The organism is Corynebacterium accolens, from assembly GCF_023520795.1.
GTDB classification, from domain to species: Bacteria; Actinomycetota; Actinomycetes; order Mycobacteriales; family Mycobacteriaceae; genus Corynebacterium; species Corynebacterium accolens.
The window spans coordinates 1691293-1712724 of the sequence record NZ_CP046605.1 but is presented as its reverse complement, the minus strand read 5'-3'; the positions used below and the strand labels follow the sequence as shown (position 1 = coordinate 1712724).

Sequence of the window (21432 nt, the reverse complement as noted above, 5' to 3'; positions counted from 1 at the left end):
TGTTCGAGTTATCTAAAGGAAAATGATGGATAACAATTCGCAGTCCGCGGCAGTGGAGCAGACCACTGCCTCGGCTAAGAAGACCCGCCGTCGCCGCAAGGCGAAGCGTACCCTTGCAGGTGGCTTTGCTTTGGCCATCGGTTTGACCGGCGCTGGCATCTTGGCCTCTGCCTTGACGCCTGACGCTCAGGTCGCTACGGCGGAAAAAGATGATCAAGCCCTCGTGCAAGAGGGTAAGGACATCTACGACACCGCTTGTATCACCTGCCACGGTGCCAATCTGCAGGGCATCGAAGGCCGTGGCCCCTCTCTCGTAGGTATCGGCGCCGGCTCTGTGTACTTCCAGGTTCACTCCGGCCGCATGCCGATGATGTCCAACGACGCACAGGCAGAGCGCAAGGCTCCTCGTTACACCGAGCAGCAGACCTTGGCGCTGGCCGCTTATGTCGCTGCTAACGGTGGCGGCGCAGACATTGTCTACAACGACGATGGAAGCATCGCCCAAGAATCCCTTCGCGGCGCCAACTACAACGGCCAAATTCAGGCCGAAGACGTTGCCAAGGGCTCTGAGCTTTTCCGCATGAACTGCGCATCCTGCCACAACTTCACCGGTCAGGGTGGCGCGCTGTCCTCCGGTAAGTACGCCCCGGAGCTGGCACCTGCTAACGAGCAGGAAATCTACCAGGCAATGTTGACCGGTCCGCAGAACATGCCAAAGTTCTCTGACCGTCAGCTGACTGCAGATGAAAAGAAGGACATCATCGCCTACTTGAAGTCTGCAGAAGAGACTCCGTCTCCTGCCGGTTGGGACCTTGGCGGTCTCGGCCCAGTGGCTGAAGGCCTGGCAATGTGGATTATTGGTATCAGCGCACTGTGCGCCGCTGCTATGTGGATTGGATCGCGCTCATGAGCAATGTGAAAAAGAATTACACTGACGCAGAGCTCGATAAGATGAGCAATGATGAACTTGCTGCACTTGGTACCGAGCTCGATGATGTCACCGTAGCGTTCCGCAAGGAGCGTTTCCCGGTTGAAGGTGACCCCGCGGAAAAGCGCGCGGGTCGCAATGTCGCCATTTGGCTCGCACTCTCCGTTATCGGCGGATTGGCTTTCTTGGGCGTCTACCTCTTCTGGCCTTGGCAGTACAAGCAGCTAGGGGAGGACGGCCTTGTCTGGCACACTCTCTACACCCCGCTGCTTGGTATTACCGCTGCATTGTCCATTTTTGGACTCGGCTTCGCCATCGTTCAGTACGTGAAGAAGATCCTGCCGGAAGAAATCTCCGTGCAACGTCGCCACGATGGTCCTTCCGAAGAAGTTGACCGCCGTACTCTTACCGCTCTCTTGAACGATTCTTGGAAGACCTCCACTCTCGGCCGCCGCAAGACCATCCAAGGTCTGCTCGGTGGTGCAGGCGTTCTCTTCGGCCTGACGGTTATCGCACCGCTTGGCGGCGCAATCCGCAATCCATGGAAGGTTCGCCACGAGCTGAACTACGCCGGTGACGGCACGCTGTGGACCTCCGGCTGGACGATGCACGAAAAGGGCGTCAAGCTTTACCTCGCTCGTGACACCGGCACCATCGCTGAGAAGCACTCCGGCGAGTCCGGCGAACACTACACCACCGAAGGCGTTACCCGCCTGGTGCGCGTTCGCCCCGAGGACTTGGCTGCCGGCGGCATGGAAACCGTCTTCCCGCTTGCGGAAGAAGACGTCAACGACGGTGACCAGTACGACGCTAAGCGCGACGTATACGAGCACCACATGCACTCCATCCACGGCAACCGCAACGCGGTGATGTTGATTCGTCTGCGCCACTCCGATGCGCAGAAGGCGATCGAACGTGAGGGTCAGGAAAACTTCCACCACGGCGATTACTACGCCTACTCCAAGATTTGTACTCACATTGGTTGCCCAACGTCGTTGTACGAGGCACAGACCAACCGAATCCTGTGCCCCTGCCACCAGTCGCAGTTCGACGCATTGCACTACGGTAAGCCGGTCTTCGGCCCGGCCGCCCGTGCTCTGCCACAGCTGCCCATCACGGTGGACGATGAGGGCTACCTTGTTGCAGAAGGCAACTTCATTGAGCCTGTCGGTCCGGCATTCTGGGAGCGTAAGTCATAATGAGCAATAAACTCGCCCAAATGGGCAACAACATGGACGAGCGCTACAGCGCCGCCGGCGTGCTAAGGACGCAGCTGAACAAGGTCTTTCCGACCCACTGGTCCTTCATGCTCGGTGAGATGGCGCTGTACAGCTTCATCATTCTTCTACTAACCGGTACATACCTGGCGCTATTCTTTGACCCTTCCATTACGAAGGTCATCTACGACGGCACCTACGCACCGCTGAACGGCGTTGAGATGTCGCGCGCCTATGCAACCGCACTCGATATTTCCTTCGAGGTCCGTGGTGGCCTCTTCGTTCGCCAGATGCACCACTGGGCAGCACTGCTGTTCATGATGTCGATGGTTGCGCACATGCTGCGCATCTTCTTCACCGGTGCATTCCGTCGTCCCCGCGAAGCTAACTGGATTATTGGTTGCACCCTTATCCTGTTGGGCATGATCGAGGGCTTCCTCGGTTACTCCCTGCCGGACGACCTGCTTTCCGGTGTTGGTCTGCGCATTATGTCCGCCATCATCCTGGGTCTGCCGATCATTGGTACCTGGCTGCACTGGGCCATCTTCAACGGCGACTTCCCGTCCGACTTGATGCTGGACCGCTTCTACATCCTGCACGTTCTGGTCATCCCTGGCATCATCCTGGGCCTCATCGCGGCCCACCTGATCATGGTGTGGTTCCAGAAGCACACCCAGTTCCCTGGACCGGGTCGCGCAGAGAACAACGTGGTTGGCGTCCGTATTATGCCGGTCTTCGCCACCAAGGCGATTGGTATGGGCATGATGGTCGCTGGCGTGCTGGCTTTGATGTCCGGTGTGCTGACCATCAACGCCATCTGGCTGCTTGGTCCGTACAACCCGTCACAGGTGTCTGCGGGTTCCCAGCCCGATATCTACATGCTCTGGACTGACGGTGTGGCGCGTGTCATGCCCGCTTGGGAGCTGTACCTGGGTAACTACACGATTCCTTCCGCCTTCTGGGTTGCGCTGTTGTGTGGCCTGATGGTTGTACTGCTTATCACCTACCCGTTCCTGGAGAAGAAGTTCACTGGTGACGATGCGCACCACAACCTTCTGCAGCGTCCACGTGACGTTCCTACGCGTTCCGCGATCGGTGCCGCAGCAATCGTGTTCTTCCTCCTGGTTACTCTCTCCGGTGGTAACGACCACGTTGCGCACTTCTTCCAGATTTCGTTGAATGCGATGACCTGGGTCGGACGCATCGGCCTGATTGTCCTGCCGCCGATTGCTTACTTCATGACCTACCGCATTTGCGTTGGTCTCCAGCGCTCTGACCGCGAGGTGCTCGAGCACGGTATCGCTACCGGTGTCATCAAGCAGCTGCCTAACGGTGCCTTCATTGAGGTTCACCAGCCCCTCGGCCCGGTTGATGAGCACGGCCACGCAGTACCGCTTGAGTACGCAGGCGCTCAGGTGCCGAAGCAACTTAACCACCTCGGTTACGCTGACTCCGAGATTCAGGGCACCTTCAGCCCGGACGATCCGGAACTCATGCGCCGCGTTCACGAGATTCACGAGGAGAACCACGAAGAGGAAGCGGAGATGTTCCGCCGCCTCAACGAGGCCAACCGCCGTGATGACGAGGAAAACGGTCGCATCTAACCTTTCCTTGGGTTAGCTCGATACACGCTCACTAAACGAGCCCGCTAAGCCACCAATACCTGGTGGTAAGCGGGCTCGTTTCAGTTTTGGGACCGTTGCTTTCTTAAGGAGTCCCGGGTTACTTTTGCTGGGCTATTGAGTGAGGAGTCGGCACATAATACAGGCAACCTGGGACCGTCTCTTTTAGGCGAAAATCGAATAATTGCCTAAGTCTTAGCAGAGCGCCTCGCACACGCCAGCGGTCTACCGAGGCAGTAAGAAGCTCGTCGCCCTCCGTATACAGGAATGGAAGTACCGACAAACGCCGGCTCACGCGGAAACGCCTTGTCTAGCGGTAGGGAATAGCGCCAGCCCTGTTAGTTAGCAGTAGGGTAGCCGTCCTAGGAGCATGCTTTTGCCACTGAACCTGGGATGGATGATTTCCGCGTATGGGCCTTTGAGCGAGCCCCATAGTCGGTATTTGTCTTTAAGCGTGGTCTACAGGGCTTCGGAATAGCTATTGCACACCCTCCAGCCCTAATATGTTCTTTTCCCTTTGCTCCACTTTCTTGGACACAGTTAGCACAGTTCTTAATTGCAGCTTTTCTGCTGTAGTCATCACCACTAGAAGCGTGAGCCTCATCTGGGGCCGTCGTCGCAGCTTTCCACTAATGCTAAAACTCTTCGAGTGTATCGTCTCCAAGAGCAGTCGCAGGATCCACGTTTGTATCGGCTTCGCCATTTCGCCTGGGTTAAATTCAGGGCGCTGTGCTTTGTACAGACATTTGGATTGGGAATCACCCAATCCAACAACGAGAGCGTTCCTCGAGGCGCGAGATATAGGCGTTATTCTCCGCCCTTAGATCCAGCAGTGAGGTTTTCGTTCGGGCTAGGCCTTTAAGCAAGCATTGCCGGCCGCTGCAGAGACTAGGCGGACCAAGGCCTTTTTATGGGGACTGACGCCGTACAAGCGGGGGACTGGGCTGGACCAATCCTTACTCGCCCGGTGGGTAGTGGAAGCGGCGTTACCGAACCGGCCCCAGTGCTTGGCAACAAGCCACGGGGTGGCCCCTTGGGGTCAGCGCGCAATTGGCTCGCGGGCTCAGTAGAATTCGGAGGGATAACGCTGGATAGGGCGGCCGGTTTTACGCGATCGGAAGGCGTTAAAGGACGAGGCTGATGGTACGAAAGTGATTGTTACGCATAGTGTGTGTTGAAAGTCACAAATAATAATTTTTGACCTTGTTGAAGCCCTCGTTCGTGGAAGAGCTAACTGCCGGAGGCGGGGTAAGCCTTGGCTATTGTCCCAGTGTAGGGCCCTTAAAAATCAGTAATAGCTTTATTGAATCTTCGATATGCCGGGTTTGTCTCGGCTTGGTCAAAATAAGATAACGAACGTGTAACAAAGCTAGATCCGGGGCAGTGAATGGACATTGATTGTGATGATTTCGTAACCTATTCGAGACATTGAGTTACCGCCCGAAAAGGTGCTCAATACGAAATGAAAATTTATAGCGTCGCATCTGGCTCCTCCTAGTGAGGGGCCGAGTGGAGGAAGGCCTAAAGGAACGGCCCTCCAATGAACACTAGGCCCCAGGGTCAGAGCTTTTCTACAAGGGAAAGTAGACGCGTAGGAAGATTTGGAGTTTTTCTCGTGGCAAAGCACCGTCGTCAGGGCACTGTAAATACCCGTCGTATCGCATCTACTGCAGCTATCGCTGCAACCGCAGCTGTCGCCGCCCCAGGCGTCGCTCAGGCTGCTGAGGTCGTTGTTCCTAATACCGACTACCGTTTCGAGGTTGCCGGTCTGGAAAACGTTCCGAACATTGACCAGGTACCGAACATTGACAAGTACGTCCCGTCCTTGGGTCAGGTTTCCAACCAGGGTGGCGACAACTTCGTTGCTGCTGCTGAGCAGCAGGCTGCTCCGGCACCGTCCACCGTTGGCCAGAAGGCTCTGGAAGCTGCACGCTCCGTCCTTGGCTCGCCGTACGTTTACGGCGCTGCCGGCCCGAGCGCATTCGACTGCTCCGGCCTGACTAGCTGGGCATACTCCCAGGCTGGCGTTCAGATTCCGCGCACCTCCCAGGCTCAGGCCGCTGGCGGTACCCCGGTTTCCTTGGACCAACTGCAGCCTGGTGACATCATTTCCTACTACGGTGGCGCTTCCCACGTCGGTATCTACACCGGCAACGGCACCATCATTGACGCGCTCAACTCCGGCACCCCTGTGCAGGAGCGCGACTTGAACTACATGCCGATCCACAACGCTGTGCGTTTCTAATTGGCAGTGAAATGACATGCCCTTCCCTTTGCAAAGGGAAGGGTTTTGTTGTGCAACAGCGGCCAAAACCCGCTATAGTAAATTCGATTTTTGAAAATTTTGAGTTGAAGGTCTTCTCGTGTCTAAACGTGTGCTCCCAGCCGCTGCACTAACTGCAGTCCTCGCTGTCACTACTCTTTCTGGTCTCCCGCAAGTTATCGCGCAAGAGGCGGAACCGAACCAAGAATCTGCCACTGAAAATGTTGACGATCTGGTGGATCGCGTCGGCGAGGTCGCCCGCAAGGTCTCTGCTAAGAACGAGGAAGTCAAAGAGCTAGAAGATAAGCTCGCGGCCAAGGAAGAAGAGGTCGCTCAGGCGGAGGAAGGCGCCGCCAAGGCCCAGGAACGCGTACACGACGCGCAGGGCGATGTCTTCACGCAGCAAGGCCGCGTGGACGATCTGGCACAGTCTCGCTACCGCGGCGACTCCCGTTCTGCCGTCTCGGGCGCTTTGGCAGCAGAAGACCCCGCAGACGCCGTAGAGCGCATGGGCTACTTGGGCGCGCTCTCGCGCAAGGCGCAGCGCACCCTCGATGCCAAGGCTGATGCCGCCTCGACGGCCGAAGCGGTTCAGCAGGAAGCCGCTGAGGCTGCGAAAAAGGTCCGAAAGGAAAAGAAGGATCTCGAAAAGCAGCGCGATGAGCTGGTAAAGCAAAAGGAGGCGCTGGAAGAGCAGCAGGCCGATATCGAGGCGCAGGTGGATGCGCTCAGCGATGAGCAGCGTGAAGCCTGGGAGGGACAATTCGGCGGCACGGATAAGCTGGACATCGACTTGGGTGAGATCGCCGATGGTGCTAGCTCTGCGGCTCTGTCCAAGCTGGGCTCGCCCTATGGTTGGGGCTCTGCCGGCCCGAATCAGTTCGACTGCTCCGGCCTGATGTACTGGGCCTACCAGCAGATTGGTAAGACCATTCCGCGCACCTCGCAGGCGCAAATCGCTGGTGGCACGTCCGTGCCGGTTGACCAGTTGCAGCCTGGCGATATCGTGGGCTACTACCCAGGAGTTACCCACGTCGGAATGTACATTGGCAACGGCCAGGTTGTACACGCCTCGACCTATGGTGTGCCGGTTCAGGTCGTGCCGCTTAACTCGATGCCTATTTCGGGGACTGCACGGTTCTAAGTGTCCCGCATACTGCTGGTAACGAATGACTTTCCTCCCAAAGTCGGAGGAATCCAGTCCTACCTGCGGGACTACCTAGAAGCGCTCAACCCAGACGATGTCGTAGTATTCGCTTCGACCCAAGAGCCGCCGGAGGACTATGACGCCTCCGTCGCCTACAAAGTCATTCGGTGGCCACATCGCGTGATGCTGCCCACCCCGGCAACCATGCGCCGCATGCAGGAGATCATCCGGCAAGAATCCATTGACGTCGTATGGTTCGGCGCGGCCGCACCACTGGCGCTGATGGGCAGGGCCGCGCGACAGGCGGGGGCGCGCCGCGTGGTGGCGACCACGCATGGCCACGAGGTGGGCTGGTCCATGGTTCCGCTGGCCCGCCAGTGCCTGCGGTTGATTGGCAATAACGCCGATGTCATTACCTATATTTCGGACTACACTCAGCGTCGCCTGCGTGGAGCGTTTGGCCCGCGCCCCGAGTGGGCGCACCTGCCTTCCGGCGTCAGCCTAGATTCACTTTCCCCCGCAACCCCTGCCCAGCGCGCTGCGGCAAAGGCGGAGTTTGGGGTAAATGGGCCAACCATCGTCTGCATTTCCCGGTTGGTCCCGCGCAAGGGGCAAGACCAATTATTGCGGGCGATGCCACAGATCAGGGAAGAATTCCCCAATGCGCAGCTAATGTTGATTGGTCGCGGGCGCTACCACGACGTACTGCAAGAATTGGCAGAGATATACTGCCCCGATGCGGTGATTCAGCCGGCCCCCAGCATTGAGACCGCCCTCCACGCCGCCGATGTTTTTGCCATGCCGGCCCGCACCCGGGGCGGCGGCTTGGACGTGGAAGGCCTGGGCATCGTCTATCTGGAAGCACAAGCCTGCGGGCTGCCGGTCGTTGCCGGTGATTCTGGGGGAGCACCGGAGACCATTACGGGGGAGACGGGGATCGTCGTCAAGGGCGCGTCCGTCGATGAGCTCGTGGAGGCCTTGAAGGCGCTCTTGCGCTCGCCAGAACTGCGTGATCGTATGGGGCAGGCGGGGCGCGGACATGTTGAACAGCACTGGAGCTGGGAGATCATGGGGCAGCGGCTGAGAAAGCTTATGGCTTGATGTGACCCTGGCCCGGTTGTCGGTATATTCTGATATCCATGCTTGAAAACAACTCCGCCGATCTTACTATCGGCTTCGATGTCGGTGGCACCAATGTGCGCGGTGGAGTAATCACTCGAGACGGGGAAATCCTTGCGAGTCGCACCATGCCAACGTCGGGGGATCCGCGCCAGCTTGACGATGACCTGGTAGCGATTGTCGAAGAGCTGCGCGCGGACTATCCCGTGGGCGCGGTGGGCCTTGCCGTGGCGGGATTTTTGGACCCAGAGTGCGAAACCGTCCGCTTCGCCCCGCACCTGCCGTGGCGGAATGCGCCCGTCCGGAGAAACCTCGCGGAGCGCTTGGGGCTGCACGTCCGGCTGGAGCACGATGCCAACTCCGCTGCTTGGGGTGAATGGCGCTTTGGCGCAGGGCGCGGCGCGAAGGATTGGGTATTTTTTGCCGTCGGCACCGGCATCGGCGCGACCTTGATGACCCATGACACCATCTACCGCGGCGCGTTTGGAACGGCCCCGGAATTCGGCCATATCGTGGTGGTGCCGAATGGCAGGCAGTGCTCGTGCGGCAAGCGAGGATGCCTAGAGCGCTACGCCTCTGGCACGGCGCTGCCGGATACCGCGCGAGAGCTGCGGCCAGACTATGAGACCACCTTGCCGCCTTACCCCACCGGCGAGCAGGTCGCACGCGCGGCCCGTGGGGGAGACCCACTCGGCATTGCGGTAATGGAGAACTTCGGTCAGTGGTTGGGCCAAGGCCTATCCATCGTCGCCGATGTGCTCGATCCGGAGCTCATTGTCATTGGCGGCGGCGTGTCCCAAGATGCGGATATGTACTTAGAGGAAGCCACCGCTGCCATGGGCCGGGATATAGTCGGCGCTGGGCATCGCCCCCTTGCTCGCGTTGCAACCGCGGAATTGGGCTCGGCAGCAGGTATGATTGGCGTAGCTGACTTGGCCCGCCGCGGCCACTAGAACGAGCGAAGGACGAGCTGGAGATGAAAAACAAGTGGTACTGGGCGTTTAAGCATATCTTTTTCGGTCCCGCCCTGCGTGTATGGAACCGCCCTTGGTCAGAAGGAATGGAAAAAATCCCTGCTGAGGGCCCCGCGATTTTGGCATCCAACCACCAAGCGGTGATGGATTCCTTCTTCTTCCCCTTGCTGTGCCCGCGCCAAATTACGTTCTTGGCCAAGGCCGAGTACTTCACCACCCCTGGGCTCGTGGGCGGCATGCAGAAGTGGTTCTTTAGCTCCGTCGGGCAGGTCCCCATTGAGCGCGACCATGAATCAGCCAGCCAAGCCATGCTCGAAACCGCACGGAAGATTTTGGGGCGCGATGATCTCTTTGGCATCTATCCAGAGGGCACACGTTCCCCAGATGGGCGTGTGTATAAGGGTCGTACCGGAATGGGGCGCATCGCGATGGAGACCAATCAGCCGGTCTATCCCATCGCCATGATCAATTCCCGCAAGGCCAACCCGATCGGATCGTGGATTGTCCGCCCCGCCAAGGTGGGCGTGCGCGTGGGAGACCCCATCTACCCGCACGATTGGGCGCGCGAACACGGCATGGATCCACAGGAGCACGAGACCATCCGTGCTTTTACGGATATGGTCATGAAGACCTTAGCCGAGCTCTCCGGCAATCCCTATGTGGATGTCTATGCGGCTGATGTGAAGGAATCATTAAAGGCCGGCCACGGGTACCCCGCCGGTGCGGAGATTAAAGGGAGGTAATTACAATTCCTCAGGCCCGCTTAGCGTGGCCGGATACCGCAAAAGGAATTTCTATCATCGGCGTGGTGCTCCTACACATCACGCTGAAGGTGCCAGGAGCCGAACAAACGTGGCTTGCAACTCTCAATACCTTTCTCGATCCCCTGCGCCTTCCCCTGTTCTTTCTGGTCTCCGGCTACTTCTCTTATAAAGTCTTTCGTTACAATTTCGCGGAGTTATTCACCCGCCGCCTCTGGTTCTTCCTCATCCCTTATCTGGTGTGGATGTCCGTAGAGCACTTGACCAAACAGCTGGAGTACCAGTGGGTTTTCGGTGACTCTTCCTGGGGCATGACCGACATGGTGTATAACCTCTTGCTCGGCCATACCATGGCGTGGTTTATCCATGCGCTCATTTTGTTCAACCTATTTCTGTGGTGCGTGCGCAAATTGCCTGCGTGGGCGGGCATCGGGCTGAGCTTTACCCCCGTTATTTTTATTGCATGGCAGGAACAGTTTCAGTTTATTAGCAAGGCCATCATGTTCCTGCCCATCTTCGTCGGTGCAGCCTACCTGCGGGAACCGATTACCCGTTTTGCCGCCGCGGCAGAAGAGGTATTCCACGGCTCGTGGACGGCGCGCAGCGTTGGGGCATATGCCGCGGCCATCGGCACGTACTGTGTTGGCCTGGCATTGCGCCACGCGTGGGACGGCAACGAAGAAGACATTGCTTTTAACTGGCCCCTATTGGGCGCGGACTTTTTGGAATGGGGAGATATCAACCTGTTAGTGCGCTTCGCGGAACAGGTGCTAGAGGTGCCCGCGGGAATCGTTGGGGCCGTGCTCATTAGCCACATTCCGTGGATTGCAGAAGGCGTGAAGTTCGTCGGCCGGCACACGCTGCCGATTTACCTCTCGCACCCCATCGGCCTGACCGTGGGCTATGGGTACTACATGGCGCATCATGACTATGTCATCTCTTTGGCTGGGTCGTGGCCGCTGGAAAACACGTGGTTCTGGATCGCCATGTGCTTTATCTTTACGGCCATTTCCTCCCTGGCGCTGTGGGCGCTGGGAAAGGTTCCTATCCTTGGCTGGACGCTGGTTCCGCCGCGGATCGATCGACGCCGCCCCGCCGTAGAGCCAATGGTAGCGAACAAACAACCAACAACACGGTGATGATGACGTAGTCATTGCCAACGATGTGCTGCCACCACGTCCAATCCAACTCCTGGTCCTCGGTATGCGGAACCTGCCAGTGGCCGCGGGCGAAAAGCGCCAGCCAGGTGAGCCCGGCGAGGACCCAGCGGCGGCTGGCCACCAGGTAGATGCCCGCTAATACCAGCCAGGTAAAGTGGTGCGACCACGATACGGGGGAGCACAGCAGCGATACGGAGGCCGCCAGCAGCATGAGCACAACCTGGTTACCGCGGGACAGGCGTTCCATGGCAAACCAGACGATCGCGATGACGACGAAGACGCCAACGAGCCACAGGGTTTCTGCGTTATCGGGGCTTAAGCGGGTAAATAGCCCGCGCAAGGATTGGTTGGCGCTATAGGCTAGGCCACCGATGCGCTCGGAATCGCGTAGGGTAGAGGTCCAATACTCAATCGAGCTATGCGAATTGGCGGCAAAGGCGATAAGGCCGGCGGCCACGAAAGAACCCAGGGTGGTAAAGAAGGCCTTCCACTCGCGGCGGACGAAGAAGACAGCCAAAAAGACCGCCGGGGTGAGCTTGATGGCGATGGCGATGCCGGTCAGGATGCCGCGGGCCTTTTTCACCCACAGTAAATCAATGACCACGAGTGCGGTGAGCAGGATATTGATCTGGCCGAAGCTAAAGGTCTGCGTAATTGGCTCGGCCAGCATGGCGGCAAAAAGCCCCCAGGCCGCCCATTGTTGGCAGTTGAGGGTGCGCAATACCAGCGCAATACAGACCCACAAGGCGAGCACGGAGAGGACCGTGATCACCACGGCGGCAGCGGTGAGGGGAATCCACTGGAGCGGGGCGAAGAGCAGGGCCGCAAACGGTGGGTAGGTAAAGGGGAGAGAGACGTTGCGGTCGGTGCCTACGAAATAGTCGCGATTATAAAGGTCGCTGCCGAATCCGGCCCCGCCTTCGCGGTACACATCGAGGTCAATGTGGTAAAAGGCGCGAAAATCACCGGCGAATAAGGCAGGAATATCGATAATCCACCACAGGGCGGCAAGCGCTGACAGGATTAGGGGAAGGGCGGTGGTCCACAGGGATTTATTATCGGTTCGGCTCACCTGCAAAATTTTACAGCGGCGCGATCGTGGGGCCAATTTCCCGCGCCCGTCGCCGCAGCGCTAGGCTTGTACAACGTGCGTTACTTCTATGACACCGAATTTATCGAGGATGGCAAGACCATTGAATTGGTCTCCATCGGCATCGTCGGTGAGAACGGAAGTGAATATTATGCCGTATCCACGGACTTTGACCCGTCCAAGGCCAACTCTTGGGTCAAGGAAAACGTCTTGGCCAAACTACCCAGTCCCCAGGATTCCGCATGGAAGCCGGCGAGCACCATCCGCACGGAAATCCTGGAGTTTTTAACGCGCAGCTCTACGCCCATTGAATTGTGGGCGTGGGTCGGCGCGTATGACCATGTGGTATTGGCGCAGCTGTGGGGCGATATGGCGAGCTTGCCCAAGCGCCTGCCGCGCTATACCCGCGAGCTAAAGCAGCTGTGGGAGTTCGCCGGGCGTCCTAGCTTGCCGGCCGTGCCTAAGGGTAATCATGATGCGCTTGTCGATGCCCGCCATAACCTCGCCAAATTCCGCGCCTGCACCGAGGTCTTGCCCTTGTCCAAGGGTAATAGAATCAATTTCTAGCAGTTAACTACCAAGCGACAGGCATTAAATGGTTAAATGGAAGAGTGAGTTGGACAGTAGATATTCCCCAAAGTGTTCTGCCTGATCTTCCGCCCTTGCCTGAGGGTATCGAGGAGGTCTTCCAGGACGTCATCAAGCGTGACGCAAAGCAGCAGCCCAGTTGGGATCCCACCCAAGCCGATAACGTGCGCAAGATTCTTGAGTCGGTACCGCCCATCGTGGTTGCCCCCGAGATTGAGAAGCTGAAGCGGCAGCTTGCCGATGTCGCACTAGGCAACGCCTTCCTCCTGCAAGGCGGCGATTGCGCCGAGACCTTTGAATCAAATACCGAACCGCATATTCGCGGCAACGTTAAGACCCTGCTGCAGATGGCCGTCGTTTTGACCTATGGCGCGTCTGTTCCAGTGGTGAAGCTGGGGCGCATTGCTGGGCAGTATGCCAAGCCGCGTTCCTCGGATACGGATGCGAATGGCCTATTAAATTACCGCGGGGACATCGTCAATGGCGTGGACCCCACCGATGAGGATCGCCGCCACGATCCTGCCCGCATGATCCGTGCTTACGCTAACTCTTCTGCCGCCATGAACTTGGTGCGCTCGCTGACCTCCTCCGGCACCGCGGATCTCTACCGCCTGCATGAATGGAACCGCGAGTTCGTCCGCAAATCGCGCGCGGGTGCCCGCTACCAGGACTTGGCCCGCGAAATTGAAAATGGCTTGAAGTTCATGAATGCGTGCGGCGTGCAGGATTCCACCCTGCACTCGGCGGATATTTACTGCTCGCACGAGGCGCTGCTCAAGGATTATGAGCGTTCCATGCTGCGCTTGGGCCAAGACGATAATGGCGATACCAAGCTCTATGACCTCTCTGCGCACCAGGTGTGGATTGGTGAGCGCACCCGTGGGCTGGATGACTTCCACGTTAATTTCGCCGCGATGATCGGCAACCCGGTGGGCATCAAGCTCGGGCCTGGCGCCACGCCTGAGCAGGCCGTGGAATACGCCGAAAAGCTAGATCCCAACCGCGAGCCCGGCCGCTTGACCATCATCTCCCGCATGGGTCACGACAAGGTTCGCAGCGTCTTGCCCCCCATCATCAAGGCCGTCGAAGATTCTGGGCACACCGTGGTCTGGCAGTCCGACCCCATGCACGGCAATACCTTTACCTCGTCCAACGGGTACAAGACCCGCCACTTCGACAAGATCGTCGACGAGGTGCAAGGCTTCTTCGAGGTACACCGCGATTTGGGCACCCACCCGGGCGGCGTGCACCTCGAGTTCACTGGGGAAGACGTGACGGAATGCTTGGGTGGAGCCGAGGACATCACCGATCTGGACCTGCCGGGCCGCTATGAATCCGCCGTGGATCCGCGCCTGAATACGCAGCAGTCCCTCGAGCTCTCGTTCCTCATCGCGGAGATGCTGCGGAACTAGGGCGCCACCTAGACCCAGAGGGACGGGGTTCCTTCGTAATAGGAGGAACCAAACCACCACCCGCTGATAGCGACCGCGCCGGTTGCCACCGCCACTGCGAGGAGAAAAACCAGCAGTGAGGCGGGATGGCGATTGGTCAGGGGCCGCTCGGCGGGTTCTTCTTCTGCCGCCTGTGCCGGCGGCTGCGCAGCAGACTGCGCTGCTGCTCCCACGCCCGCAGCGGGTGCTGGGTCGGGGACAGGAGCCGGGGCCGGGGACGGTGCTGGAGCAGGTGCCAGCGGCGGCTCGGGGGAATCGTCGACGGGCGCTTGGGGGACATCGAGGCGCGTTTCAAAGTCTGGCTGCGGCGGATCCGGCTCGGGCTCAGGGGGAATGACCTCGGTGGGCCCGCCGTCTAAATGCTCGGTAGCGCCTTGCGGGATGGTCCGCGTGGGCTCAAATACATCCGTAGCGCCGATGCCGGAATAATCCGTCGGCGTTTGTGCGGTGCGCGCGGCGGCCGCATTGCGGGGAACCGGGATGGTCACCGTGGGCAGATCCAATTCCCGGCAAATATCCTCGATGGCATCCAAAAACTCCCCGGCATCGGCAAAGCGCTCGCGGGGATCGCGGGCGGTGGCGGTGGCCACGAGGGCATCGACAAGCTTGGGCACGCCCTCAGCGCGCGTGGATGGGGCGGGAACATCATCGTAGAGGCGCGCGGTGGCGTGCGCGATCGGAGTATCCCCGGAAAATGGCACGGTTCCGGTCAGGAGCTCAAAGAGCACGATGCCGGCCGAATACACGTCGGTAGCGGGGGTTATATCCTCGCCGGTGACCTGTTCCGGTGCCAAGTACGAGACGGTGCCGACGATCATATTTGAGGTGGCTTGCGCATTCGTCGCACGTACCAAGCCGAAATCGCCCAATTTCACCCGGTGATGAGAGGTAATGAGCACGTTATCGGGCTTAATATCGCGGTGGATAAGCCCCGTGGAGTGCACCTCGGTCAAGCCCTGGAGCACGCTGCGCAGCGTCGATAAAGCGGCAGGGACGGTAAGGGGGCCGCCTTCGGCAAGCAGCTCGCGCAAGGTGCCGCCATCGATGAGCTCCATGATGAGGTAAATGGGCTCGCCGTCAGCGGAAAAATCATGAATGGCCACGAGGTTGGGGTGCTGCAACCGCGCCATCGCGCGGGCCTCGCGGGAAAAGCGCTTGATAAAAATCGGGTCATCGTCATAGCGCTCATCCATGACCTTTGCGGCCACTTGGCGGCCCAAGCGCATATCCACGCAGCGATAGACGGTAGACATACCGCCGCGGGCGATGGGGCGATCGATGCGGTAACGGTCTTCCAACACGTCACCAATTTCCAACCTAGTCATACCTCCCAGTATGGCCGATCCCCTAGGTCGCGTTAAAGTAGGTGGCGTGACTAACGCAGAAAACTCCCTGAATTCCTTATTGGCCGGCGAAGAGCTGCTCAGCATGCAGCAGGTGGCAGACAAGCTGGGCCTTCCCATCACCCGCGCCTATGACTTGCTCCAGGACCGCAAATTCATTGTCTGGGACTCGCCCGAAGGCAAGCGCGTGCCGCTGGCATTCTTCAATGACAAGGGGAGCATTGCCAAGCACGTCACGGGCGTTATCACCGTGCTTACCGATGGCGGCTATGACGACGAAGAGATCCTGCGCCACCTATTTACCGCAGATGACTCCCTGCCTGGCCGGCCCATCGACGCCCTGCACGGGCACCTGGCGCGCGAGGTTATTCGGCGGGCGCAGGCGTCTGCTTTTTAACCCAGCGCTTGGGGAGTTGAGGGCCTTTTTGGCTCACGCCATCGAACATCCATTGCGTTGCGGACCAGGACACAACGATGAGGCCAATGACCCAGAACCAGTTATAGAGCTGGTGGTTGCCGTCGCCGGAAAAGCTCAAGCTGATAAATAGCGCTACGCCGGAGGTAAACTTCAGCAGCCACAACGGCGGGCGGAAGGTGCCCATGAGCGTGAAGATGGAGGCGTAGTACCACGGCAGGGTCACCGAGTTGAAGACGAAGGCAACCTGGTAGGCCGCCGCGGTGCCCATAATGGCATCGCGGGCCGTGTGCCGGCTTAGCCACCACACGATGACCAACCCGATGAGCATGCACACCATCGCGATTGTGCGCAGGACGCCCAGGATGGCGTTATAGGATGCCTCCGGGTCAAAAATGTGGACCGCCGGGACGATGATGTCCGCGGCCAATGTCGGGCCCGCCAAGGGGTTAATCACCTTAGAATTGCCGCTGACCTGGGATAGCCAGCCCCATGAGGTGCCGGAGGCCCAGGTGATAAGCGCCACGGACGCGATGATTTCCACGGCAGCGATGAGCCCTGAGCAGACGAAAACCACCGCGGTGCGCGCCGCGGTAGAACCCTTGGGCGCGTAGCGGTGCAGCATCAGCCAGACGATGAAGGGGGCGGCAAAAATCGCGGTAGCCTTCATCGCCACCGCCGTGCCGACTAGCAGCAGCGCGGCGTGGAAGCGCTGGTGCAGCGCGGCCAAAAGCCCCAACGACACCAGGCCGACCATGAGGGATTCATTGTGCATGCCACCGATAAGGTGCAAGATGATGACTGGGTTGGCAACGCCGATCCACAGCGCGACCGCCGGATCCGCGCCGAGCTTTCGGGCGATCCGCGGGACCGTCCACGCAATAAGGACAAAGCCTGATAGCGAAAGCAGCTTATAGATGATGATGCCGACGGTGACATTATCGCCCACGACGGTGGTGACGATTTTGCCAATCCACAGGTGCAGCGGTCCATACGGGGTGGTGGTATTGCGCCAGTCTTGTGAGACCTCGAGCAGGAAGGGCCCGGGGTTGACGGCGGCGCCCTCGGTATAGGGGTCGAATCCATCGCGGACCATGGCGCCCTGCATGAGGTAGGAATACACGTCCCTGGAAGCCATAGGGCCGGCGAATAGCAGTGGGGTGACCCATGCGATAAGGATGCGTTGTAACTCGCGTACCCCTCCCTCCGGGCGCGGGTGTTTAAGCTGCTTGCGAATAATCATGCGCCCGGCAAGCACCCAGGCGGCGGCGAGGAGGAAAATGCCCACCCAATACAGCACCAACCCGAGGTTGCGCCCGTGACCATACGATAAGAATCCGATATTGAGCGCTTCGAGCACGCCGCCGCGGTTGCGGGTTGAGCCGCCAGAAAAAGACGAGAAAAGGAGCACGCACGAGGCCACGAGGCCCAGCGGGAGTGCGCGGGGGACTGGCAAGGAGTAGGTTTTGGCCACGGTGATACCTACTTTTGGCGCGTCGTCGCCTGAATGGCTAGGTGTTCTAGCGTTTCGGTGATCTGCGGATCCACATTCGCCGCACGCAGATGGGCCAACCCGGATTCCGTCAACGCGGTAATGCGGCGCTCAATCTCATCAGGGGCGCCGGAATCCGCAATGATTTGGGACAGGCGCAGCAAGTCCTGCGTATCGGAGGTGCGGCCGATGAATTTCCGCAGAGTAGCGGCGGCGCTGGGGTCGCGTTCATCGGCGCGCTGTAGCGCTAAGGCAAGAAGCTCCGTGCGCTTGCCCTCTCGCAGATCGTCGCCGGCGGGCTTGCCCGTAATTTCGGGATCCCCAAAGACCCCCAGTTGGTCATCGCGGAGCTGATACGCGATGCCGATATCGTGCCCATAGCCGCGGAAAGCCGAGATTAGTTGATCGCTTGCCCCCGCGATGGCAGCGCCCAAATGCAGGGGCCGTTCGATGGTATAGGCGGCGGTTTTATAGCGGTTGACGGAATTGCTCAGCGCCACCGATTCCGAACCGGCTGCCTCGAGGGAAATATCGAGCAATTGGCCGCCCAAGACCTCGGTGCGCATTCCCCGCCAGGGATCGCGCGCACGCTGCAAAGCCTCTGGGCTGAGCCCAGAATCCTGAAACATATCCTCGGCGTAGACCAGCGCAAAATCGCCCACCAAGATGGCCACGGACGTGCCAAAGAATTCCGGATCCCCTAAGAAATCGGATTCCCGGTGAAGGCGCTCTGCTTCCCGATGCACCGTCGGTTTCCCACGCCTCGTATTCGACGCGTCAATGATGTCATCGTGGATAAGCGCGCAGGCTTGGATGAACTCCAGCGAGGATGCCGCGCGCAGCATCGCCTCTGGGGATTCCGAACCACGGCCGGCGGCGAGGTAGCCCGCCCACGCATACATGGGGCGCACCCTTTTCCCGCCATCGAGGACGAATGATTCCAAAAAGCTCATAGCGGTACTGACCGGGGCGCCGATTTCTGCCACGTGATCCCGGCGCTGGTCCAAGAAGATGGCCAGTTTTTCGCGCACCGCGCCGGGGATATCCGCAAGCTCAGGAATATTCGTCATAGTCACACCTCCACACGATACCGCCTTGGGCCGAGAAGAAATAACACAGGTTTATAGCGGCAGGACCACTCCCAAAATGGCAAAGGGTCGGGGATCCGCGGGGTAGCGATGGTGGCGCACGACATCAAAGAAGCCCACAGACCGGTAGAGGCGAAAAGCCCCGTTGGCTTCCTGTGGTGCTTCCGGCGTTGACAATAAGGCAAATCGGGCAGGGATATTCCATAAGAGCCCTTCGAGTAGCTGCTTACCTAAACCGTGGCCTTGAAAAGACGGCAGCACGTGCACTTCAGCCACCTCAAAATAGCTGCGCAGCATGCCCCATTCGGACTCAGTTGGCCCGCCGTTGCGGCGCAGGGCGCGGCGCAGCTCGGAATCCCACCAAGTATCTGGTGAGCCCAAAAATCCATAGGCCACTCCCACGACGCCGTTGTCATGCGCAGCAATAAGCGCTGTAAACCCGGGCCGCATGGAATCCGCCCGCCAATTGTCCACGCTGCGCGAAAACGTGACCGGGTCATATCCCATGGCCTCGATGTAGATCTCCACGAGTTGGGGAGCCAGCATAGAGAACTCTTGCGGGGTTAAGCGGCGGATTTCGAAACTCACGGTATCTATCACACCAGATACGCATGTCCACCGGCGGACAAGGGTGGGGGCGGGGTTATTCCATCGAGCCCTAAGGGATTTCGAACTGTGTTCGATTTGTAGGCAGTTATGACTGGTAAAACTCTTGAGTAATTCGAACAGGTGAACTAGACTAGGGGGTGGATGTCCGGTTGGCTGCTTAAAGTGAGCGGCAATCGAACACGGTTAGTTATTAGCGCAGTACAGGAGAAAAACAATGGCACAGATTATTTCGGCAACGCAGTCCCGCTCTACCGGTCGCTTTGCTGGCAAGCAGGGCGCGAAGCGGGCCCACTTTCTTTTCCAGGCTCGCGAGCTTCTGGATCGGGCGAGGGGATATGCGGCGGATGGTCGCTTTGACCAGGCGCTGGAGGTGGCTTATCAGTCCGCATTGCGTACGGCGGGTGCGCGAGTAGCTGTATCGGTGGTCTCTCGCCGCCGGCGTCTGCCAACGAGCGCGTGGGACCGCTTGGCTTTGGTGGGGGCCGAGGAAAAGCAGTGGGCCGAGGCTTTTAAGTCCTACTCTCGTACCCGTGCCCGGGTGGCGTCTGGCTTGGATGCAACGCCGGATGAGGAATATGTCTACGGGTTAATGCAGCAGGCGGCGCAATTTTTAGATGAGAGTGAAGCCGAGACGATTCTGGGATCCTTTGCGGCATAGCAGCAGCATAGCGGCGCCATAATCACTGTTGAGGGGAATAACTACCTTTTGGGGAACATACTGGTTACTCTGGACGTTAGTATTGGTAGAAGATATATCGGCCGAAGCCCAGTCCCTAGTTGGAGGAATAGTGTCTCTTTCTGAGCAGGAGCAACGCACGCTCCGTGAAATAGAGGAATCGTTATTAGCGGACGATCCTAAATTTGGCGCTTCTGTGTCTGAATCTACCTCGATCGGCGGTTCCGGCGGCGCAGTTACGCTGCGTGGGATTGCGCTCATCGTGGTTGGTCTGTGCATGCTTGTTGGCGGCGTGGCCTTGGCGCAGCAAAGCTTGTGGTTTATTGCGTTGTCCATCGCCGGGTTCTTAGTCATGTTCGCTTCCGGCGTGTGGATGCTCCGGGGCGATCGGCCTGCTGGTGGCGGAAAGAAAAAGTCCACCAATGGGCGGTCAAAGAAGGCAGCCTCGTCTCGTAATAGTGGGGTAGGCAGCAAGCTGGAAGAAAACTTCCGTCGGCGCTTTGAAGAAAGCTAGCCGCGAACTTTCCATTTCCCCAGTCACCAGGAAGGGTGGCTGGGGATTTTTTACGCCTTACCAAAATTCCCCACTTTGCCCCACCTTCTGACCAAAACCGCGGCGCGGTGGGGGATTGTGGGTGGTAGAGGACAGTAGCAGGTCCAATATGCAGGCATTGCGCTGTAAGTGATGTATGAGGTGGGGCGATCTTGATGTTGTAAGTGGGGCTAAAGGGGTGGATTTTCGGGGTTGTCAAGGTGGGGCGCGGGATTTCTTCCCACCGGAAAAACACCCTTTTAACTGCGCATACTTTTTGTGTTGCTGAGAATATGGCGATTTAAGTGGGGCATGTGGGGGAAAGTGGGGTAGAGTGGGGCGCAGCGGAGGAATGGGGTTGAAAAACTCTCTTCTGACGTGAGGGAATCCGGAGTTGTCGAGTGAGGAAGGTGGACGCCGGGATGTTTCTCGGAACCTACACTCCGAAACTTGATGACAAAGGGCGCTTAACGCTTCCTGCAAAATTTCGCGACGAGCTCGCCGGTGGCCTGATGGTTACCAAGGGGCAGGACCATTCTTTGGCCGTGTACCCGCGCGAAGAGTTCGCCGAACGCGCACGGAAGGCTGCGGCGGTTTCTCGAACCAATCCGGAAGCGCGCGCTTTCATTCGTAACTTGGCTGCAAGTGCGGACGAACAGCGGCCCGACGGGCATGGTCGCATCACCTTGTCCGCAGGCCACCGTGAGTACGCGGGTTTGTCCAAAGAGTGCGTGGTGGTTGGCTCGGTAGATTTCCTCGAAATTTGGGATGCAGCCGCGTGGGCTGAGTATCAATCGCAAACTGAAGATGCTTATTCGGCAGCAGATGCCGATGACGTACTTGCGGGCTTGCTGTAAGCGCCCGCATCTCGAGTGCGTGTAAGGACTCTGTCCGAGGCGGATGATTCTGGTGTACTTCCCCGATATCAGAAACCTGCCTCGGACAGGGCCCTATATG

At 58.8% G+C, this 21432-nt stretch carries 20 protein-coding genes; 15 read left to right on the top strand and 5 right to left on the bottom strand.

Annotated features, from left to right (window positions below):
• Nucleotides 1-22: 22 nt before the first annotated feature.
• From qcrC to CACC_RS08125, 9 genes are all read left to right on the top strand, one after another.
• A complete protein-coding gene (gene qcrC / locus CACC_RS08165) occupies nt 23-910 on the top strand; it encodes a cytochrome bc1 complex diheme cytochrome c subunit (RefSeq protein WP_005278352.1) in 888 nt (295 codons plus the stop codon).
• A complete protein-coding gene (gene qcrA / locus CACC_RS08160; protein WP_005278354.1) occupies nt 907-2127 on the top strand; it encodes a cytochrome bc1 complex Rieske iron-sulfur subunit in 1221 nt (406 codons plus the stop codon). The genes qcrC and qcrA overlap by 4 nt, the downstream gene beginning before the upstream one ends.
• A complete protein-coding gene (qcrB, locus tag CACC_RS08155; protein WP_005278357.1) occupies nt 2127-3749 on the top strand; it encodes a cytochrome bc1 complex cytochrome b subunit in 1623 nt (540 codons plus the stop codon). The genes qcrA and qcrB overlap by 1 nt, the downstream gene beginning before the upstream one ends.
• A gap of 1633 nt (nt 3750-5382) precedes the next feature.
• Nucleotides 5383-6012, top strand: a complete 630-nt coding sequence (locus CACC_RS08150) for a C40 family peptidase (protein WP_005278362.1) — start codon at nt 5383-5385, stop codon at nt 6010-6012.
• A 118-nt stretch (nt 6013-6130) separates the two neighbouring features.
• On the top strand, nt 6131-7174 hold the full coding sequence (locus CACC_RS08145; protein ID WP_035108431.1) for a C40 family peptidase: 1044 nt from the start codon (nt 6131-6133) through the stop codon (nt 7172-7174).
• Complete coding sequence (locus tag CACC_RS08140; RefSeq protein WP_005278372.1) at nt 7175-8278, top strand: glycosyltransferase family 4 protein; 1104 nt, start codon at nt 7175-7177, stop codon at nt 8276-8278.
• Nucleotides 8279-8316: 38 nt separating this feature from the next.
• The gene (locus CACC_RS08135) at nt 8317-9249 is read left to right on the top strand and encodes an ROK family protein (protein WP_005278375.1); all 933 of its coding nucleotides are present in this window, start codon (nt 8317-8319) and stop codon (nt 9247-9249) included.
• A gap of 23 nt (nt 9250-9272) precedes the next feature.
• Nucleotides 9273-10013, top strand: a complete 741-nt coding sequence (locus tag CACC_RS08130; RefSeq protein ID WP_005278376.1) for a lysophospholipid acyltransferase family protein — start codon at nt 9273-9275, stop codon at nt 10011-10013.
• Nucleotides 10014-10075: 62 nt separating this feature from the next.
• Nucleotides 10076-11170: an acyltransferase family protein gene (locus CACC_RS08125; protein ID WP_005278379.1), complete on the top strand. Its 1095-nt coding sequence runs from the start codon at nt 10076-10078 to the stop codon at nt 11168-11170.
• Here CACC_RS08125 and CACC_RS08120 read toward each other — a convergent pair.
• Nucleotides 11076-12263, bottom strand: a complete 1188-nt coding sequence (locus tag CACC_RS08120) for a glycosyltransferase 87 family protein (protein ID WP_005278383.1) — start codon at nt 12261-12263, stop codon at nt 11076-11078. The genes CACC_RS08125 and CACC_RS08120 overlap by 95 nt on opposite strands.
• 75 nt (nt 12264-12338) lie before the next feature.
• Here CACC_RS08120 and CACC_RS08115 point away from each other — a divergent pair, with 75 nt between their 5' ends.
• Both CACC_RS08115 and CACC_RS08110 read left to right on the top strand, forming a co-directional pair.
• Nucleotides 12339-12848 carry a polyadenylate-specific 3'-exoribonuclease AS gene (locus CACC_RS08115; RefSeq protein ID WP_023028997.1) on the top strand — a complete coding sequence of 170 codons (510 nt, stop codon included), beginning with the start codon at nt 12339-12341 and terminating at the stop codon, nt 12846-12848.
• A gap of 44 nt (nt 12849-12892) precedes the next feature.
• Nucleotides 12893-14281, top strand: coding sequence for a class II 3-deoxy-7-phosphoheptulonate synthase (locus tag CACC_RS08110; protein WP_005283913.1), 1389 nt, complete (start codon nt 12893-12895; stop codon nt 14279-14281).
• 8 nt (nt 14282-14289) lie between these two features.
• Here CACC_RS08110 and CACC_RS08105 read toward each other — a convergent pair whose 3' ends face one another.
• Nucleotides 14290-15645 (bottom strand): protein kinase domain-containing protein, encoded by a 1356-nt coding sequence (locus CACC_RS08105; RefSeq protein WP_005278389.1) that lies wholly within the window; start codon nt 15643-15645, stop codon nt 14290-14292.
• 10 nt (nt 15646-15655) lie between these two features.
• Here CACC_RS08105 and CACC_RS08100 point away from each other — a divergent pair, with 10 nt between their 5' ends.
• Nucleotides 15656-16060, top strand: coding sequence for an Rv2175c family DNA-binding protein (locus CACC_RS08100; RefSeq protein WP_005278391.1), 405 nt, complete (start codon nt 15656-15658; stop codon nt 16058-16060).
• Here the strand turns inward: CACC_RS08100 and CACC_RS08095 are convergent.
• From CACC_RS08095 to CACC_RS08085, 3 genes are read right to left on the bottom strand one after another with little or no spacing between them, the layout of a single operon-like run.
• A complete protein-coding gene (locus tag CACC_RS08095; protein ID WP_005278393.1) occupies nt 16029-17552 on the bottom strand; it encodes an alpha-(1->6)-mannopyranosyltransferase A in 1524 nt (507 codons plus the stop codon). The genes CACC_RS08100 and CACC_RS08095 overlap by 32 nt on opposite strands.
• 8 nt (nt 17553-17560) lie before the next feature.
• Nucleotides 17561-18640, bottom strand: coding sequence for a polyprenyl synthetase family protein (locus CACC_RS08090; protein ID WP_005278395.1), 1080 nt, complete (start codon nt 18638-18640; stop codon nt 17561-17563).
• A gap of 51 nt (nt 18641-18691) precedes the next feature.
• Entirely contained in the window at nt 18692-19246 is a 555-nt protein-coding gene (locus CACC_RS08085; RefSeq protein WP_034658166.1) for a GNAT family N-acetyltransferase, read from the bottom strand.
• 235 nt (nt 19247-19481) lie between these two features.
• Here CACC_RS08085 and CACC_RS08080 point away from each other — a divergent pair, with 235 nt between their 5' ends.
• The 3 genes from CACC_RS08080 to mraZ all read left to right on the top strand — a co-directional run bounded on the left by CACC_RS08080 (nt 19482) and on the right by mraZ (nt 21332).
• Nucleotides 19482-19925 carry an SAV_6107 family HEPN domain-containing protein gene (locus CACC_RS08080; protein ID WP_005278401.1) on the top strand — a complete coding sequence of 148 codons (444 nt, stop codon included), beginning with the start codon at nt 19482-19484 and terminating at the stop codon, nt 19923-19925.
• 130 nt (nt 19926-20055) lie between these two features.
• Complete coding sequence (locus CACC_RS08075) at nt 20056-20457, top strand: DUF3040 domain-containing protein (RefSeq protein WP_023030482.1); 402 nt, start codon at nt 20056-20058, stop codon at nt 20455-20457.
• 440 nt (nt 20458-20897) lie between these two features.
• Nucleotides 20898-21332 (top strand): division/cell wall cluster transcriptional repressor MraZ, encoded by a 435-nt coding sequence (gene mraZ, locus CACC_RS08070; protein WP_034654127.1) that lies wholly within the window; start codon nt 20898-20900, stop codon nt 21330-21332.
• The last annotated feature ends 100 nt before the right edge of the window (nt 21333-21432 follow it).

What these genes read in the sequence shown, in the direction of transcription:
- qcrC (WP_005278352.1), top strand. Translation starts at nt 23, where the DNA reads ATGATGGATAACAATTCGCAGTCCGCGGCAGTGGAGCAGACCACTGCC.
- qcrA (WP_005278354.1), top strand. Translation starts at nt 907, where the DNA reads ATGAGCAATGTGAAAAAGAATTACACTGACGCAGAGCTCGATAAGATG.
- qcrB (WP_005278357.1), top strand. Translation starts at nt 2,127, where the DNA reads ATGAGCAATAAACTCGCCCAAATGGGCAACAACATGGACGAGCGCTAC.
- CACC_RS08135 (WP_005278375.1), top strand. Translation starts at nt 8,317, where the DNA reads ATGCTTGAAAACAACTCCGCCGATCTTACTATCGGCTTCGATGTCGGT.
- CACC_RS08130 (WP_005278376.1), top strand. Translation starts at nt 9,273, where the DNA reads ATGAAAAACAAGTGGTACTGGGCGTTTAAGCATATCTTTTTCGGTCCC.
- CACC_RS08105 (WP_005278389.1), bottom strand. Translation starts at nt 15,645, where the DNA reads ATGACTAGGTTGGAAATTGGTGACGTGTTGGAAGACCGTTACCGCATC.
- CACC_RS08100 (WP_005278391.1), top strand. Translation starts at nt 15,656, where the DNA reads ATGGCCGATCCCCTAGGTCGCGTTAAAGTAGGTGGCGTGACTAACGCA.
- CACC_RS08090 (WP_005278395.1), bottom strand. Translation starts at nt 18,640, where the DNA reads ATGACGAATATTCCTGAGCTTGCGGATATCCCCGGCGCGGTGCGCGAA.
- CACC_RS08080 (WP_005278401.1), top strand. Translation starts at nt 19,482, where the DNA reads ATGGCACAGATTATTTCGGCAACGCAGTCCCGCTCTACCGGTCGCTTT.
- mraZ (WP_034654127.1), top strand. Translation starts at nt 20,898, where the DNA reads ATGTTTCTCGGAACCTACACTCCGAAACTTGATGACAAAGGGCGCTTA.